General features: G+C 44.3%; 16 protein-coding genes. 9 read left to right on the forward strand and 7 right to left on the reverse strand.

The annotated features are described in order from the left end of the window. Positions 1-51: 51 nt before the first annotated feature. A complete protein-coding gene (gene petN, locus PCC7418_RS19730) occupies positions 52-141 on the forward strand; it encodes a cytochrome b6-f complex subunit PetN (protein WP_015225143.1) in 90 nt (29 codons plus the stop codon). Between the two features lie 76 nt (positions 142-217). Next, positions 218-427, forward strand: coding sequence for a hypothetical protein (locus PCC7418_RS20430; RefSeq protein WP_171814888.1), 210 nt, complete (start codon positions 218-220; stop codon positions 425-427). Here PCC7418_RS20430 and PCC7418_RS05305 read toward each other — a convergent pair. The 5 genes from PCC7418_RS05305 to PCC7418_RS05325 form a co-directional block, all read right to left on the reverse strand. Then, a complete protein-coding gene (locus tag PCC7418_RS05305; RefSeq protein WP_015225144.1) occupies positions 424-1,323 on the reverse strand; it encodes a S1 RNA-binding domain-containing protein in 900 nt (299 codons plus the stop codon). The two genes, PCC7418_RS20430 and PCC7418_RS05305, sit on opposite strands and share 4 nt — an antisense overlap. 94 nt (positions 1,324-1,417) lie before the next feature. Then, positions 1,418-2,155, reverse strand: a complete 738-nt coding sequence (locus PCC7418_RS05310; RefSeq protein WP_015225145.1) for a dienelactone hydrolase family protein — start codon at positions 2,153-2,155, stop codon at positions 1,418-1,420. A 77-nt stretch (positions 2,156-2,232) separates the two neighbouring features. Then, on the reverse strand, positions 2,233-3,489 hold the full coding sequence (locus PCC7418_RS05315; protein WP_015225146.1) for an RNA-guided endonuclease TnpB family protein: 1,257 nt from the start codon (positions 3,487-3,489) through the stop codon (positions 2,233-2,235). Positions 3,490-3,621: 132 nt separating this feature from the next. Continuing rightward, positions 3,622-4,371: an ABC transporter ATP-binding protein gene (locus tag PCC7418_RS05320; RefSeq protein ID WP_015225147.1), complete on the reverse strand. Its 750-nt coding sequence runs from the start codon at positions 4,369-4,371 to the stop codon at positions 3,622-3,624. 51 nt (positions 4,372-4,422) lie between these two features. After that, positions 4,423-5,679: an FtsX-like permease family protein gene (locus tag PCC7418_RS05325; RefSeq protein WP_015225148.1), complete on the reverse strand. Its 1,257-nt coding sequence runs from the start codon at positions 5,677-5,679 to the stop codon at positions 4,423-4,425. Between the two features lie 436 nt (positions 5,680-6,115). On the opposite strand from PCC7418_RS05325, the gene PCC7418_RS05330 reads away from it, so the two are divergent. The 4 genes from PCC7418_RS05330 to PCC7418_RS05345 all read left to right on the forward strand — a co-directional run bounded on the left by PCC7418_RS05330 (position 6,116) and on the right by PCC7418_RS05345 (position 10,699). Beyond that, complete coding sequence (locus PCC7418_RS05330) at positions 6,116-8,290, forward strand: DUF6851 domain-containing protein (RefSeq protein ID WP_015225149.1); 2,175 nt, start codon at positions 6,116-6,118, stop codon at positions 8,288-8,290. Between the two features lie 153 nt (positions 8,291-8,443). Next, positions 8,444-9,082 (forward strand): transcription antitermination factor NusB, encoded by a 639-nt coding sequence (gene nusB / locus PCC7418_RS05335; RefSeq protein WP_015225150.1) that lies wholly within the window; start codon positions 8,444-8,446, stop codon positions 9,080-9,082. A gap of 24 nt (positions 9,083-9,106) precedes the next feature. Continuing rightward, positions 9,107-10,408 carry a signal recognition particle-docking protein FtsY gene (ftsY, locus tag PCC7418_RS05340; protein ID WP_015225151.1) on the forward strand — a complete coding sequence of 434 codons (1,302 nt, stop codon included), beginning with the start codon at positions 9,107-9,109 and terminating at the stop codon, positions 10,406-10,408. Positions 10,409-10,465: 57 nt separating this feature from the next. Further along, on the forward strand, positions 10,466-10,699 hold the full coding sequence (locus tag PCC7418_RS05345) for a DNA-directed RNA polymerase subunit omega (RefSeq protein WP_015225152.1): 234 nt from the start codon (positions 10,466-10,468) through the stop codon (positions 10,697-10,699). Positions 10,700-11,029: 330 nt separating this feature from the next. Here the strand turns inward: PCC7418_RS05345 and PCC7418_RS19300 are convergent, their stop codons facing one another. Both PCC7418_RS19300 and PCC7418_RS19305 read right to left on the reverse strand, forming a co-directional pair. Then, a complete protein-coding gene (locus PCC7418_RS19300; RefSeq protein WP_051030522.1) occupies positions 11,030-12,241 on the reverse strand; it encodes a response regulator in 1,212 nt (403 codons plus the stop codon). Beyond that, positions 12,220-13,809, reverse strand: coding sequence for an ATP-binding protein (locus PCC7418_RS19305; protein ID WP_051030523.1), 1,590 nt, complete (start codon positions 13,807-13,809; stop codon positions 12,220-12,222). Before PCC7418_RS19305 ends, PCC7418_RS19300 begins: the two co-directional genes overlap by 22 nt. A gap of 295 nt (positions 13,810-14,104) precedes the next feature. On the opposite strand from PCC7418_RS19305, the gene PCC7418_RS05355 reads away from it, so the two are divergent. From PCC7418_RS05355 to kaiC, 3 genes are all read left to right on the forward strand, one after another. Beyond that, a complete protein-coding gene (locus PCC7418_RS05355; protein WP_015225153.1) occupies positions 14,105-14,932 on the forward strand; it encodes a circadian clock protein KaiA in 828 nt (275 codons plus the stop codon). Positions 14,933-15,015: 83 nt separating this feature from the next. Beyond that, a complete protein-coding gene (gene kaiB / locus PCC7418_RS05360; protein WP_015225154.1) occupies positions 15,016-15,342 on the forward strand; it encodes a circadian clock protein KaiB in 327 nt (108 codons plus the stop codon). A gap of 36 nt (positions 15,343-15,378) precedes the next feature. Then, positions 15,379-16,938, forward strand: coding sequence for a circadian clock protein KaiC (kaiC, locus tag PCC7418_RS05365; RefSeq protein ID WP_015225155.1), 1,560 nt, complete (start codon positions 15,379-15,381; stop codon positions 16,936-16,938). Positions 16,939-16,991 lie beyond the last annotated feature (53 nt).

Genomic DNA, 16,991 nt, shown 5'->3' on the forward strand with positions numbered 1-16,991 from the left:
TATCATACAGCAGTAGAGTTTTTAACACAATTTTAAGAGAGAATAGGAACTATGGATATTTTGACACTGGGTTGGGTTGCGTTTTTAGCCCTCTTTACTTGGTCGATTACGATGGTAGTTTGGGCACGCAACGGATTCTAAATGAGGTGAACTGTGGAACTTTTATCACCCCTGAATGTACTGTTTCTGGTTGCGTTTGTCTTGCTGATCTTAGTCAGTGGTGGGATTTTATATCTCACCGCGATCGAGTGGCGCGATCGACGTCGTCAGTCGCGGGATAAAAAGGGGAATTAACGTTTCCCGAACTGGATCAGCAGATGACAACCGTAGAAAAAAATATCGGGCGGACATGGTTTCCGCCTTTTTTGCCCATAAAAAACCTCCCCTGACAACAGAGGAGGAAGAACGATCGCGCTGTCTCAATTAACTTTCAGTTTGTTTCACTCGCGATTCCGCTTTTGCCATTACTTCGGCTTTATTCTCCAACATCTGACCAGGATAATGTTCTAATTCTTTCGTCGATAACGCAATGCGTCCTTGATATTCATCCACATCCACAATCATCACTTTAATCATTTCACCAACGGTTAACACTTCTTCCAAAGATTCCACCCGTTTCTGGCTCACTTGCTTAATATGGAGTAACCCCGTAACACCAGCAGCGAGTTCAATAAATGCGCCATAGGGTTTGAGATTAACCACTTTACCTTCAATCAGGCTACCTGCAATAATCTGACCCATGGCATCAGCTTTGGCTGCTTCTCGTTGCGATAACACGAGGCGTTTGTCTTCTGGCTTCACTTCAATCAGCAGTCCTGTTACCGTTTGACCAATGAGGTCATCTAAATTATCGGCTGCGAGTAAATGCGATCGCGGGACAAAAGCCCGTAAGCCCATAATTTCTCCTTTCACACCGCCACGGTTACTTCCGGTCACTTGCATTTCCACAGGCTTACGTTCGGTTTGATATTCCTCTAAGGTTTCCCAAACGCGCTGTTCTTGCAGTTGACGACGAGAAAGGGTGACTTGTCCATCGGCATTTTGTTCGCGAATGACTAAAAATTCTAATTCTTCATCAAGGGGAATGATATCTTCAAAACGAGTCGTTCCTGCAATGTCGGCTTCTTTCAGGGGAAGCAGTCCAGGAGATTTTCCCCCAATATCAACGTATGCAACATCATTATCGTAGTTAACGGCTTTTCCTCGGACGACTTCTCCTTGTTGGAAGTGGTAATCGTAATCAGCGAGGGCTTTTTCAAAATCATCTTGCGAAAAAGGAACGTTAGCTTGAGATTCAGGAGAAGGGGTGAAATCGGAGGTCATCTTAATTTAAACAGTATGCGTAAAAAAATAGAAATGGGGAAAACCATTCAGGAATATCATATCGGTTTTCCCCGACTGGGTTACATAGACAGGTTTACTGTTTCAAAGTTTCTTGAAACAATCCTTTCACTCGTTCCCAGGCATCTTGTGCAGCAGTGGGGTTATAGCTGGCTCGTTGATCACAGAAAAAGCCATGATCGGCTCCATCATAGCGAAAGACACGGTGGGGAATATTCTGTTTTTTAAGTTCTGCTTCAATTTGATCCACTTGGTCTAAGGGAATCAGGGGATCTTCTGTGCCGAAAAAGGCGTAAATTGTCCCTTTGATGTCCTTGGTGCGAGTAATAGTGGGTTCACCGCCACCAGGGGTTTCTGTGGCAATTCCTGCACCATAGAAGGAAGCTGTGGCTTGAATATCGGGAAGGGTTGCTGCGAGATAAACCACGTGACCCCCAAAACAGAAGCCAATACTGCCAAACTTGCCGTTACATTGCGGAAGAGATTTTAAGTAATTAATTGCCGATTGAATATCGTTGAGGAGTTCGCTGGCTTTGGTTTGTTCTTTATATTTTCTGCCCTCTTCTAAATCTTCGGCGGTATAACCAACGGCAAAACTTGGGGCTTGACGTTGATAAATTGCGGGCGCGATCGCGATGTATCCTTCTTTTGCAAACCGTTGGGTGACATCTTTAATATGGCTATTGACCCCAAACACTTCTTGAATCACAATCACCCCTGGGTAAGTGCCTTCAGCAGCAGGTTGAGCCAAATGAGCATCAATCTGAACATCGCCTGCATCAAGTTTAAGATCTTGGGTTGTAATTTCAGACATAATTGTTGTTCTTAATTGGTTGAAGAGACCTCTCGTTGAATTTTGACATACTCACCGCCCTAGAAGGACGGTGATTCCTACCCAAAGGTAGTTACTGGCTCAGCGACACCACTTACTAATTCTGGTTTCCCTTCATCAGCAGAGGTGGAAGTCTCCCCAGTCTTTCCCTCTTCCGAGGCAGTTCCCCAATGCCCTTGGGTACTGTTGTTTGACCATTCTATTCCTATCGCTTCCATCCCTTTTTTTAGGATGTTCAATGCTGCGTTTGTATCTCGACAGATTTCAATCCCACAACTAGGGCACTTATGCGTTCTAGTGCTTAAGGATTTCTTGCTTCTATGCCCACAGTTATGACAATCTTGGCTAGTGTATGCAGGATTAACAGCTACTACTGCTTTACCCCAAACTTTTCCATAGTAGTCGAGAAAGCCTGTGAATTGACTCCATGCAGCATCAGAAATGGATTTGGCTAAGTTATGATTTTTAACTAAGTTAGCAACCCTTAAATCTTCATACACCACGACATCTTTCGAGGCCACTAACGCCTGAGCTTGCTTGATTGCCCAGTCTCTACGTTGGCGTTGAACTTTAAGGTGCTGTTTTCCGAGTTGTTGGCGTGCCTTATGGTAGTTAGCTGACTGCTTCTTGCCTTTTTGGTGTCTCCTACTTAAACGACGTTGAAGTTTCTTAAGCCTGTGTTCAGACCTTCTTAAGAACTGAGGATAGATGACTTCGTTATCGTCTTGGTCTTTGATGAAATACTTAATACCAAGATCAATACCAACTACTTCCCCTGTATAAGTTCCTTCTTCAACTCTTTCTACATCTAAGCAAAATTGAGCATAATAGCCGTCAGCACGGCGAATCACCCTCACCCGATTAATTTTGCTTCTGAGGATATCTTCCCTTGCCTTACCATTACAGTAGAGAGAAAACGTTCCCGCTTTGAAGCCATCGCTGAAAGTTAGACAGAAACCATCATTTGATAGTTTCCAGCCACTAGTTTTGTATTCAACCGAACGGCTATGCTTCTTAAATTTAGGATAGCCGACGGGTTTAATCCCATGACGACAGTTTTCATAGAAGCGTTTAACCGCAGCCCAAGCACGATCCGCGTGAGCTTGTCGAGCCATACTGTTTAGCTTTTTGGCAAAAGGAAATTCTTGGGCTAAGTCTTTGCAGAAAGATTGCATTTTAGACTTTCCTACCTTTTCACTATCCATCCACAATCGCAAGCACTTATTTCTGATGAACTGTCCTGTGCGAATTGCTTCATCAAGTGCTTGATACTGTTCTGGTCTCCCGTCTTTAAGTTTGGCTTCTCTAACTAGCATGGCTCGACCTCACCAACTTCAATATTTATCTTAGCACGAATTCTTACCAGTGACTAAAGCGGATAAAGTCGCCCTAGAAGGGTCCGGAGCGAAGGTGAGGAGCTTTAGACCCGTGATTTAATGGTAACGGAATTAGGAATCTACTTGAGGAGGAGAGGGTTTCAGGATGCCATCTTCGAGATAGGTAATGTGGTCAGCAACATCTTGAATTCTCGGGTCATGGGTAACAATTAAAACTGTGCAATGATGTTCTTTCGCTAAACGGCGCAATAATTCTATAATGCGATGTCCACTGTGGGAGTCGAGGGCTGCGGTGGGTTCATCTGCCATAATTAAAGGGGGGTTTCCTGCTAGGGCGCGAGCAATGGCAACTCGCTGTTTTTGTCCCCCCGATAAGTCTCTCGGTTTTTGATTGGCATAGCGGTCTAAGCCCACTTGTTCGAGCAGAAATTGGGCATCGTAGCGGGCTTGTTTTCCCTGAATCCCCTTGAGATTGAGAATAATTTCTAAATTTTCCGCAGCCGTGAGGGCGGGAAAGAGATTAAAGTTTTGAAAGATAAAACCAATGTGTTGGCGACGAAAGGTGGTGCGTTTTTTCCGAGAGAGTTTTGTAATCTCTTGTCCGAGTAAATAGACCTGTCCACTGGTGGGGGTAAGGAGTCCCGCTAAAATAGACAAGAATGTGGTTTTTCCCGAACCCGAGGGCCCCATTAACAGTTGAATGCTCCCGCGTTGTGCTTCCCAAGTAATGCCATGGAGAATGGGGATTTCTTCCCGCCCCGACTTAAAAAACATGGTAATGTCTTGGGCGCAAATGGAAGTCTGGGTTAAGGAATTGGATGTTGGAAATGAATTTGATCGCGCTGGGGTTTTAAATAACACAATTAATGAGAGAAAAAAGCGACAGTAACTCAGGTAGAGAGTGAGGAGAAGTCAAGCCTTAAAGACGATGGCTGGGTCAACACGGTTCACTTTTTGAATCGCAAACATGGCTGAACCTATACACATGATAATCGTAATCACAAAAATGGCGATCGCGCTGACAGGTGTAATTAATAATAATGTCCCTTGATTCCAATTAATCCACTGCGCTAATCCTAAACATAAAATCATTGCGGGTAAGTAGCCTAAAACTGCCATCCACAGGGCTTGTTCGATAATCACCCGATAAATCATCCCCGCCGAAGCTCCCATTGCTTTTAATGTACCAAATTCGCGAATATGGTCAGAGACGGAAGAATACAAAATTTGACTGACGACAACAATTCCGACAATAATGCCCACTACTGTTCCTAACCCTAAAATTAAACCGATTCCGGTGCGTTGTTGCCAATAAGTTTGGGTCTTTTGGATCAGTTCTTCCTGAGTGTAAACTGAAACTTGGTTGAGTTCGCTTTCTAATCGTTGTTTTAAGGGGGAAAGTTCGACTCCTGCTTCTGGCTGGACTAAGATAAACGTAATGATATCAGAGGCAACTAAATCTCTCGGTTCACTGGGAGGCGTAACTAACTCCTCTTCTCCACTCTTCGGTTCAAAGCGATTGACACATTCTAACTCTGATGACCCTTGCGGTAGGCGACACTGAATCTGAGACGTTTGTCCTGCATTGAGATACGCGGTTGCATTCTTGAGAGAAGTTAAGACAAAGGGATTAGAAATCATTGACGCATTCCCGTCCGTTAACCCTACCACTTTTGTTGATATCCCATTCATCTGCACTTCTGTTCCCACTTTTTGCACATTTAAACTGTCTTGATCCGTGCGGTCAATCATGACGGTGTAAGGTTCATTCAAGTCATTGAGATCTCCTTCTCGGATTTTGGGAGGACGATATAAGCGACCCTTGGGGCTAAAACCAACCATGCGCGATCGCGCCATTTCTCCCTCTGGAGGATACCATTGCGCCCCCGCAAACAATAACCCTTCTGCACGAGCAACACCCGCCACTTTCCGCGCTTTAATGAGTTCAGAAACAGGGAGGGGTAAGGTTAATTCTAACTGTACGAGAGAATCTGATGTCACCCACAGCGCAGCCGAAGAATTATTAATGAGGGTAACGGTGGATTGACTAAACCCACTAAAAATGCCTGTTTGCAAAGTGACAAGACTCACCGCAAATAAAATTCCAGCTTGGGCAACTAAAAAACGGGGGATATCTTCGAGAAGGTTTTTACGAGCGAGAGAAACCATGATTGCCTTTAGTCGTCAGTTCCGAAAGAAACAGGTTAGTTGTTCTAATTGGTTCTTCGATAATATCTCAATCCAGTCAGAGCAAATGGATTGAGGTGAGAAAGGGAAGGGCAATCCGATGTCATTTCTGTTGAACATGAATCAATCAATTTCATTTTCTAATTGCGGGGAAACTATTCTTAACCCTGACCGTTGGTTAGGTCTCATCCCTAAGCACCAAGAATCATGATTTTGTCTTTTAAACTGTGAAGAATATTTAAGCAGTTTAGCAGAATTGACGACAACTTTTTTACAGAAACAGGTTGGAAATTAATGCCATTATGGCAGATTAGTCAGGAAGTTCTTTGATAAAAAAATAAATATCGAATTCAAGATTTCGAGACCTTTTAGGTGCGATTTCTTATTACTAAAAAGTATCTTCCTTTTCCTTAATCAAATGATACAACTGACTTTAGATCCAGAAACGCAATTAGTGACGGTTGCCGACCCTGACCCTTCCATTTCTGTCGTGTGGGATCAGGTGATGCAGCAAGCCGTGATGAATACGGGAGTCGGACCGACCGTTGCGTCTCGTGCTTATGGGATGGTGCATACAGCGATGTATGATGCTTGGGCAGCGTATGATTCCAGCGCGATCGCGACCCAACTCGAAGATCAACTACAACGTCCAGCAGAAGAAAACACTGAGGCAAACAAAACTGAAGCAATGAGTTTTGCTGGCTATCGGGTTTTAAGCGAACTGTTTCCTTCCGAGATTCCTGCTTTTACGGAACAAATGACGGCGTTGGGCTTCGATCCGAGCAATACCACCACTAATCCCGAAACCCCTGCGGGAATTGGTAATCTTTCGGCGGAGGCTCTCTTAGACTTTCGTGATCAGGATGGGTCGAATCAACTGGGAAATCATGACCAGGGGACTCTGGGTGTACCTTACTCAGACATTAGTGATTATGAACCAGTTAACAGCCCAGATGTGATGAATCAAATGGATCGTTGGCTGCCAGAACGAGTTCCCATTGATGCTGAACCGGGAAGTGAAGATCGGATTCAATCATTTTTGACCCCCCATTGGGCAGATGTTGAGCCGTTTGCTCTCAATTCAGGCAGTGAATTACGACCAGAACCGCCAGAACCCTTTTTATTAGTGGAAGGAGAGGTCAATGCCCAAGAGGGGACGATTACTTTGGCTGATGGCTCGATCGTTGAGATTAGCAAAGATCTGATTGGAACCGTGATTAATCCCGCTTTTATTGAACAAGCAGAAAAGTTGGTAACGGTAAATGCGAATCTCACTGATGAAGAGAAACTCATTGCTGAGTTTTGGGAAGATGCAGCAGGAACGTCTTTTCCACCAGGGACTTGGATGACGTTTGGTCAATTTGTGTCCGCCCGAGATGATAATTCTCTGGATGAAGATGCAAAATTGTTCTTTGCTTTGGGAAATGCCGTATTTGATGCGGGAATTGCCACTTGGGAAGCGAAACGATTTTATGATTATGTGCGCCCTGTGCGTGCGATTCGGGAGTTAGGTCGTTTGGGGTTAATTGGTGAGTTTAATGAAGATTTAGGCGGATTCGCCATTGAAGCCTGGCAGCCTGGTGAAGGGACACAGACAATTTTAGCAACGGATTTCTTAACTTACCAAACCCCCGGTAGCGATCCCTCTCCTCCCTTTGCCGAGTACACTTCGGGACATAGTGGCTTTAGTGCCTCTGCTGCTACCATCTTAGAAGAGTTTACAGGAAAGGGTGAGTTTGGAGCGTCTGTGACGTTTGAGCCTGGAGACTCTCGTTTTGAACCTGGGGTAACCCCGAAAGAGCCAGTGACTCTAGAATGGGAGACGTTTCGGGAGGCTGCGGATGAAGCAGGAGTCTCTCGCATCTATGGTGGGATTCACTTTGATGATGGGGATCTTAATGGTCGCACTCTCGGAACAGCAGTGGGTGAAGCCGTTTGGGAAGAAACCAATTTCTTGATCGGTGGCGGGTCAAGTTCCATTTTTGGTACTTCCGCAGCCGATATGATTGACGTGGCAATGGATTCTGATTTTGATGGTCATCGTGATTTAATTGTGACAGGAGCAGGGAATGACATCATTAATCTCAGTCAAGCCAGTTTTGGTCAAAATCGAGTTTACGGGAATCGGGGCGATGATTTGCTGATTGCTGGACAACAGGATCAATTCTTTGCTGGGGCGGGAAACGATACCTTTGAAGGCTCTACCAGTGGTGGCGATAACCAAATTTATGGCGGTGAGGGGAACGATTTATTTTTCAATGGTCAGAATGATCGCCTTTTTGGCGGGACAGGAGATGACCGTTTCTTCATGACAGAAACCAGTGGAAATAATGTGATTACTGGTGGGTCAGGGTCAGATCTGTTCTCGATTGTCAATGCAGGTTTTCCCGAAAGCCCGAATGTGATTACTGATTTTACTAGTGGGGTTGATCGCCTTCAGATTGCAGGAATTCCTGATTTAGAGGAGTTGGCTGATTTGACTTTGGTTGAGGGCGACTTGGGGACGACGATTAGCATTGACGATCGCGCGATCGCCATTCTACAAAACCTCACCGCAAGCAGTCTCAGCAGTGACGACGTTTTCTTTGCCTAGAAACAGAATTCGGATCACCGAGGAGGCGGTGGGGTGCTTGTTTCTCCCTCTGGGAAAGGGATGGGCTTCCCAACCGCCGTCATTCGTCATTGAAAGATTTTCTGCCTGCTATGCTTTTAAATACAACTCAGCAAGCAGATGTCTAACTTTTAGATGAAACGAAAACAACCGCGTCGAGTCGCTCGTGAACTGGCGCTTTTAAGTCAAGGTCAAATGGGGAAAGACCCCGAGAAAATTGCTCAGGAAGAATTGAATAATATTGTACTGGCTGCGATTCGCACCCTCACTCACGAAGTGGAGGAAACCCTTGAAAATGCAGCCCAAGATTTAAAACGAGGTCGAGACCGTTTACTCAGCAGTGAAACCCGCGCTACGGGAATGAATAGTGCGAAAACCATGGTTTCCGATGCCGTTGACCAGACCCAAACCGCAATTAATCGCCTCGGTTACGCTATTGAATTGCCAGAATTTCTTTATATTGCCAGTTTACAGGAAGTACGAGACTATACGTTACAACTGTTAACCACCATTGTTAAACATCGCCAAGAGATTGATGATGCGATTCGAGAGTCTTTGGTCGATTGGAATTTTGATCGCCTGCCTAAAATTGATCGGTCTCTCTTACGCATTGCAGTGGCAGAAATGGTATTTTTAGAAACTCCTGTCCAAATTGCAATTAATGAAGCAGTGGAGTTAGGAAAACGGTATTCTGATGAGGAAGGGTATCGTTTTATTAATGGTGTCTTGCGTCGCGTGAGTAAAAAATTAGAGTTACCGTCATCTCGCGCTTAATTACTGGAAAGATTTGGAGTAGTTATGGTTTTTAACTGGTTTCGTCGTCAATTTAATGAACCAGAGGAACAACAATCTCAATCGGATGTTCCCACACAATCCCAACCCGAGGAAACAACCGAGGAGGACAGCGCGATCGCGCCTTCTTCTGCTGTTGAAAGTGATGAAAAATCTGATTCTAAAGTGACGCAAGAGGCTTCTCCCTCAACTGCAACCCCAGCTTGGCTGCAACAATCAGGGGGTTTGGAAAAACTGGAAGAAACTGCTATTGATGATACTCCACCCGCACCCGAACCAACCCCTGCCGAAACAGCTACCGAAGCCGACGAAGAATCCGCTTGGTCTGCGCAAGTTTTAGCCAATCAAGGACGGAAACCCGAGGACATCTCGGAAGAAGAAATTAGTTGGCTGAAACAGTTACGGAGAGGACTGGGGAAAACTCGTCGTAACTTCCTCAATCAGTTAAAAGCTGTGGTGGGGAAAGGGCCCCTCAATGATGACGCAATCATGGAGATTGAGGCGTTACTGTTGCAAGCAGATGTGGGGATTGAAGCAACTGATTATATTATCGAAACCCTACAGGCAAAAATGCGGGAAGAAGCCCTCCCTCTAGACAGCGCGATCGCGTACTTAAAAGAGATTGTCCAAGACATTTTAGAACGTCCCTTTCAAGAAAAGAATACCCCTGTGACCTTCGCTCCCGAAAAAGATGAACTGAATATTTGGTTGATTACTGGGGTGAATGGGGCTGGAAAAACGACAACCATTGGTAAACTTGCCCATTTGGGTCAAAAATCCGATTATCGCTGTCTCATTGCTGCTGCGGATACGTTTCGGGCTGCTGCGGTAGAACAAGTGAAGGCTTGGGGCGATCGCGCCAATACAGAAGTGGTCGCTAACCCAGGAAAAAATACTGACCCAGCGGCGGTGGTTTATGATGCGATTACCAAAGCTCAAAGTCAAGGCACGGAACTGTTGTTAGTGGATACTGCTGGACGGTTACAAAACAAGAAAAACCTGATGGAAGAGTTGGGGAAAATCCGCAAGGTGATTGACAAAAAAGCCCCTGAGGCGAAAATCGAATCGCTGCTGGTGATTGATGCCAGTTTGGGACAAAATGGCTTGAAGCAAGCGGAAGCCTTTACGGAAGTTGCCCGTTTAAGCGGTGTGGTCTTAACTAAGCTCGATGGTAGTTCTAAAGGGGGAGTTGCTCTGGCGATTTCCAAACAACTCAATCTTCCCATTCGTTTTGTCGGTGCGGGTGAGGGCCTTGAAGATTTACGTCCCTTCTCTAGTTACGAGTTCGCTGAAGCCCTCTTGAGCTAGGGTTTGCCTTTAGCGAATACGTTATCCTGAAGTTGTGCTATCTAATCTAATCTCAAGATGTATAAACGTTCCTCTTTTAACTCTGATGAGATCGTCAAACGGGCTGAGCAGTTAATGAATGCTGCGTCAAATCGCTATCGGATTACGGTACGAGTGGCTAAACGAGCCAAGCGTCGCCGTAGTGAGGATAAAGCCCAAGACAATCTCGAAGATCCCTTAATGACTCCTCCTATCCGTGCCATTATTGAAATGTCTGATGAAGTGACTCAACCCGAAATCCTCGTCGAGTAAGTTGATTTTCCCTCCTGCCTGAGGAGGGGATTGCTTACCACATTTTACTTGATTTGTCCATTTTTTCTCTTCCGCCTCGACTTGCGCTTAATTAAAATTCATGCGTTCCGTTGGCTTTGTCAAGGGGGGTCGCTCCAGAAAAAATAACGATTCCTCGCCTCTTTAGGGCTGTATTTTTATTTTTGGCACTATTTCCCATTATCTAGAAACATCTTATCATTAAAAAATCTTCAGGGCAAGTTTATCCCCCTGAAAAGTCGCAATTTCGTTCCTCTTTACAGACCGTAACATTAATGAATCTCATTATTTTGGGATATCGGTTTAGTCTTTTTAATCAATTGAAGAGGGCGACAGTTGTTCCCTTAAACTGGATAAAAGTTCCTGCATCGACTGGGGATGACCGGGTAGGATTTTAGTTGCAACTTTTTGGAGAAGATGGTGTAGCGTTTCCTGTTGCAGGAGTTGTTGCGGGGACGCGATCGCGAGAATGGGTAAATTTTGAATGGTGCTCAGTTGTCGTAAGCCTTCTAGAATCTCGGCATCGACTTCTGTTCCTTCTAAATCTAACAGTAAAATATCAGCGCCTTGCTGTTCCACTTGCTGATAAACTTCTCCCCAAGAATGAGCCAGAGAACTGCGATAACCCGCCGTAGATAAATACTGGATAAAGGCATTTAGCCATTCCGAGGCAATATGATCACAAGCCTGACTGCTCAGTCTTTTGCCATCGACGACCCCCACATAAGGTGCGGTATGTCGAGGAGGGGGATTAATCCCTGCTGCAAACTGTAACACTGACCACAGGGGATTTTTCGCTTCAGCAGAGTGTAAGGTCAGACAAGGGTAAATGGATAACTTGCCAATTTGATGCCCTAAGCGAGCCGTTTCCGCATCAAGACAGACAAGGGGTAAGTTAGAGAGGGTTTCTTGTTCGCTGAGTTCTTGCAGAAAATGGCGTGGAATCTGGTCACCAGTGAGGAGTAAAACATCAGGATGCCAGATCCGTTGCAAGAGTTCGGCTTGTTGGGGATCATCCGCTTCTAAGATGCGATAGTTGACGTTTTTGGCATGGGTTTCGGGGGGGGTACTTAAAATTTCCGTGACGGGATCGCGCTTCGGAGGAGGAGTCTCCCCAGAATAGTGTAATCGCAAAACGGTTAAGGATTTACGATAGAGAGAACGAGGGGCTGCACAAACAGAGAGGGCATCTTCTAGGCTGTTGAGTTCAACGGGTAAGGAAAGAAAGGCATCTGCGCCATTATTCATCGCTTCTTGTTTTTCTCCGCGAGTTCCAGTGACAATAATCGGGAGGTTACAACTGCTGGGATGAGATTTGAGGAGGGTGAGGACATCCCAACCGGAAAGCAGGGGTAAGACTGGGTTCAGGAGAATGGTACAAGGTTGAAAGGTACGGGCTTTCAGGAGGGCTTCTGTCCCCGATCGCGCGATCGCGACCCGATATCCCAATTGGCGAAGTTGTTGGGTAATATTGGTTAAATATTGGGCGACTGCTTCCACGACTAACACCAGTTTTCCAGCCACTTTCTGGGAAGAGGCTTGAGAGTGAAAGGGTTTTGGGGGGGAGTGGGGGGAAGCAATAAGGTAAACTGCGATCCTTTCCCTTCTTCGGAAATAAAGGAGACATCTCCCCCGTGAGCATGGGCTAAGCGTTGGGTTAACACTAATCCTAATCCTGTCCCTGAAAATTGTCGGGTCATGGGGTCTTCTAACTGCTGAAATTTCTGAAAAATCAGATGTTGGGACGATTCGGGAATCCCAATCCCAGTATCCCAAACTGTAAAGGCGATCCATCCTTCCCATTGACTGACCTCTAAGCCCATTTCCCCTTTTTCGGCGGTAAACTTGCGCCCATTGGAGAGTAAATGGACTAACATCTGACGTAAGCGCAGTTCATCGGCGATGATAGTTTCTAATCCCTCCTCAATGTGTTGGGTAAATTCGGCGGGGGAGTCGGGGGTTTGTTGATGGGCTTCTTCATAAGCGCGATCGCAGACTTGTTTGAGATTAACCACTTCGGGATGAATTTGTAACTGTCCTGTTTCTAATCGTGCTAAATCTAAGAGATCATTCACTAAATTCATCAACTGACGACCACTTTGATGAATTTGATTAACATAGCGCTGTTGTCGCTGATTAAGATCGCCAATACTCTTTTCACCCATTAAATTCGACAAGCCGACAATTGCTGTTAAGGGGCTTTTCAGTTCGTGAGTAATGCAGGCTAAAAACTCATCTTTCAGCCGATTTAACTGTACTAAGTCCGCATTTTTCGCAGCGAGTTCTTTACACAGTTGTCGTTGTTCTGTAATATCAGTGGCGATAACCACCCATAACCCACCCCACTCACTCTCAGGAAGATTGAGGGTTAAAAATTGCCAGACTCCTGACGTTTTAGCGGTAGTGGTTTCCTTGGGATGAGCGGATAAGGGAAATAAGGGACAAGGAGAGTGGGTTTCTCTGACTGTTTGTGGAGTCGCCTCAGGAGATTGAGAAATCACATTACACCATTGTTTTTCCCCTCCAGAGGACTCCCCCGTGACTAAGCAACAATTTTCAGTGTGAGTGCAAATGTTTTCCCGCCATTGGCTGTTTTGATGGAGCAGTTTTCCCGCTTTAGTTTGTAACATCAAAGGGAGAGGAAGTTTCTCTAAGAAGTTAATCAGCAATTTTAAATTGGTGGAAGCGGGCTGAGACTCTTCTGTTTTCTCTCGCAACAAAACTTGTAAAATGCTTTCGGTATCTAATTGTCCTCGTAATTTTCCTTTGCGATCCACGACGACAATTTTTTCCTGATTGCTGAGCTTTTCCAGATAGGGAAGCAACTGTTGTAAGCTCATTTGCTCGGAAACTGTTGTCACAGGAGAGAGTAAGGAAATCACAGAAGAGTCTGCTGCCATTTTATCGTTGATTCCTTGCAAGGCTGTCCCAGCAGAAATAATCCCAAGGGGAAAATCAGCAGCATTGACCACCACTAAAAAATCACTGTTGTTTGAGCCCAAAGCGGGGAGAATCGTTTCCAGTGTCTTCTCAGACTGACAAGAGGGAACGGACTTGATAAATTGTTCTAGGGTCGGATCGCAATTAGACATGGGACACTTCCGAAAATTATCATGCAGTCGGTGAGGGGGAAAACGCTCGCAAATGATTCATTTTGATCAAACTCCTTGTTGTTGCCGTGAAAATGTTAAATTTTTATAAAGGGTGCTGTTTAAGCTCAAGATGACCCTTTGTTTGGAATGACCATTGGTCACTATCAGTCAAAGGCTATCTTTCCAGATTTCCTCTAGGGGAAATGAGGCTGAAATAAGTTCCTGCGCCTACTACCCGTTTCGGTCATTGGATGATTCCTCCACTTCTAGAGTCTCACTAATAATTATTTCAACTTTGTCTGCTCAACTATTTATTTGTTTATTCACCATCAGCCCTGATCTCGCCAAATCTGTCAAAGAGATTTTGCGGGATAAACCTTATCATTTGCGTGTTTTTGACTCATCAGAAGCCGTTATCGGTTATATTCTGGAGCAAACTGAGCAGATCGATTGTTTACTGTTGCATCAGGGTCAGGGGATAGAAGAAGTGGTCACTTGTTTACGCAATGAAGGTAAACTTTTACCTGCGGTCATTTTAACCACAGAGGCGGACAATCAAGACTTAGTTTATCACCCTGCCCAAACCTATCTTGCCACGGAAACACTGGCTAAAATTCCGACCGTAATTGAGGGCGCGATCGCGGATTTCCTCCAACTCACTCCCGAAGCTAAACCGCAATTTGAGATTGAACAGATTAATGAATTTTTAACAATTAAGCAACATCGTTTAACAGAAAAATTACAAGAGCGACTGGGATACAAAGGAGTGTACTATAAACGAAATCCGCAAGATTTTTTTCGTTACCTCACCTCTGAGGAAAAAAGGAATTTAATCTCAGAATTAACGGAAGAATACCGCCTCATTCTTTTAGACTATTTTCAGGATGCAACAGAAGTCAATTCCAAAATTGATCAGTTTGTTACCCGTGCGTTTTTTGCTGACCTTTCTGTCTCACAAATCATGGAAATTCACATGGATTTAATGGATCAATTTTCTCAACAATTAAAACTAGAAGGTCGCAGTGATGAAATTTTGTTAGATTATCGCCTCACGTTAATTGATATTATTGCTCATCTGTGCGAAATGTATCGCCGTTCGATTCCGACAAAAGTTCGGAAATAAAGCGCAAAACCCAGCGCTAGACTAAGAAACGCTTTATAATGTAACATCAGACTGTCATCTAGCGACCACTGAGCCTCTTTAATATGAATACCTCTTCTAAAAAAACTTATGTCTTAAAACTTTACGTTGCTGGAAACACCCCTGAATCAGTTCGCGCTCTCAATACCCTGAAAACAATTTTAGAAAAAGATTTTCAAGGGGTTTATGCTCTGAAGGTAATTGATGTGTTAAAAAATCCTCAACTGGCGGAAGAAGATAAAATCTTAGCGACTCCAACTCTGGCTAAAGTGTTACCGCCCCCTGTGAGAAAAATAATTGGCGATCTGTCAGATCGAGAAAAAGTATTAATTGGTTTAGATCTACTGTACGAAGAAATTGGCGATGAGCAGGAAGAAGAGTTTCCTGAATAAATATTATTATAAATTAACTTCAAAATAAGGATTGAAATGACAGAAGAGAAACAGCAAGAACCACAAAAATTAGTGCAGAGTGTACAAAAACTAAAAACCATGATTGAGGGGTTTGATGAAATCAGTCATGGTGGAATTCCTATTGGTCGAACCACTCTTGTTAGTGGGACATCAGGAACAGGAAAAACTCTACTTGCTATTCAATTTTTATATAATGGCATTCAACAATTTGACGAGCCAGGAGTGTTTGTCACGTTTGAAGAATCCCCAGCAGATATTATTATTAATGCTAATAGTTTCGGTTGGGATTTACAAGCACTGATTGAACAAGGAAAACTGTTTATTCTTGATGCGTCTCCTGATCCAGAAGGTCAAGAAGTGGTGGGAAATTTTGACCTTTCAGCACTCATTGAACGGATTCAATATGCGATCCGCAAATATAAAGCAAAACGGGTTTCTATTGATTCAGTCACTGCTATTTTTCAACAATATGAAGGGGTGGGTTTAATTCGCCGAGAAATTTTCCGTCTTGCAGCCCGCTTGAAACAAGTGGGGGTCAGTTCTATTATGACAACAGAACGAGAAGAAGAGTATGGGCCCGTGGCGCGATTTGGCGTTGAAGAATTTGTGTCTGATAATGTTGTTATTATGCGGAATGTGTTAGAAGGAGAACGTCGCCGCCGTACTGCAGAAATCTTAAAATTACGGGGAACCACCCACATGAAAGGGGAATATCCCTTTACTATTAATCGCGATGGAATTAATATCTTCCCCTTGGGTGCAATGCGCTTAACCCAACGCTCATCCAATGAACGAGTTTCTTCAGGAATTAGTACCCTCGATGAAATGTGTGGCGGTGGCTTTTTTAAAGACTCAATTATTCTTGCTACAGGCGCAACGGGAACGGGTAAAACCTTATTAGTGAGTAAGTTTTTAGAAGAAGGGTGTTTACGAGGAGAAAGAGCAATTTTATTTGCTTATGAAGAATCTCGCGCCCAGTTATCTAGAAATGCTTATTCTTGGGGAATTGATTTTGAAGAGTTAGAATCGCAAGGGCTATTAAAATTACTTTGTACCTATCCTGAATCAGCGGGTTTAGAAGATCATTTACAAGCCATTAAATCAGAAATTGAAGATTTTAAGCCCTCCAGAATTGCTATTGATTCTCTTTCTGCTTTAGCCAGAGGCGTAACCGAGAATGCGTTTCGTCAGTTTGTCATTGGCGTGACAGGATACGCTAAACAAGAAGAAATTACAGGTTTCTTTACCAATACCACGGATCAGTTTATGGGGTCGCATTCGATTACTGATTCCCATATTTCTACGATTACCGATACAATTATTATGCTGCAATATGTGGAGATTCGGGGAGAAATGTCACGGGCGATTAATGTCTTTAAGATGCGCGGATCGTGGCATGATAAAGGAATTCGGGAGTATATTATCGCGGAAGAAGGTCCAGAAATTAAAGCCTCTTTCCGTAATTATGAACGGATTATTAGTGGCGCACCAACTCGCATTTCTGCGGATGAAAAATCAGAATTGTCGCGTATTGTCCAAGGGGTTAGAGGGAAATCAGAAACAGATGAGTCATAGCTAAGAGATTAGGGGAGGTGAACAGTTTTGAATGGGTTGTTGAGGAGAAACCC

Origin of the sequence: Halothece sp. PCC 7418, assembly GCF_000317635.1 — a bacterium.
In the GTDB taxonomy this organism is placed as follows: domain Bacteria; phylum Cyanobacteriota; class Cyanobacteriia; order Cyanobacteriales; family Rubidibacteraceae; genus Halothece.

Bases quoted from the DNA above. Each gene is read 5' to 3' on its own strand.
- PCC7418_RS05345 (WP_015225152.1), top strand. From the start codon at position 10,466: ATGTATAAACGTTCCTCTTTTAACTCTGATGAGATCGTCAAACGGGCT.
- PCC7418_RS05310 (WP_015225145.1), bottom strand. From the start codon at position 2,155: ATGTCTGAAATTACAACCCAAGATCTTAAACTTGATGCAGGCGATGTT.
- PCC7418_RS05305 (WP_015225144.1), bottom strand. From the start codon at position 1,323: ATGACCTCCGATTTCACCCCTTCTCCTGAATCTCAAGCTAACGTTCCT.
- kaiC (WP_015225155.1), top strand. From the start codon at position 15,379: ATGACAGAAGAGAAACAGCAAGAACCACAAAAATTAGTGCAGAGTGTA.
- PCC7418_RS05325 (WP_015225148.1), bottom strand. From the start codon at position 5,679: ATGGTTTCTCTCGCTCGTAAAAACCTTCTCGAAGATATCCCCCGTTTT.
- PCC7418_RS19305 (WP_051030523.1), bottom strand. From the start codon at position 13,809: ATGTCTAATTGCGATCCGACCCTAGAACAATTTATCAAGTCCGTTCCC.
- PCC7418_RS05330 (WP_015225149.1), top strand. From the start codon at position 6,116: ATGATACAACTGACTTTAGATCCAGAAACGCAATTAGTGACGGTTGCC.
- PCC7418_RS05315 (WP_015225146.1), bottom strand. From the start codon at position 3,489: ATGCTAGTTAGAGAAGCCAAACTTAAAGACGGGAGACCAGAACAGTAT.
- kaiB (WP_015225154.1), top strand. From the start codon at position 15,016: ATGAATACCTCTTCTAAAAAAACTTATGTCTTAAAACTTTACGTTGCT.
- nusB (WP_015225150.1), top strand. From the start codon at position 8,444: ATGAAACGAAAACAACCGCGTCGAGTCGCTCGTGAACTGGCGCTTTTA.
- ftsY (WP_015225151.1), top strand. From the start codon at position 9,107: ATGGTTTTTAACTGGTTTCGTCGTCAATTTAATGAACCAGAGGAACAA.
- petN (WP_015225143.1), top strand. From the start codon at position 52: ATGGATATTTTGACACTGGGTTGGGTTGCGTTTTTAGCCCTCTTTACT.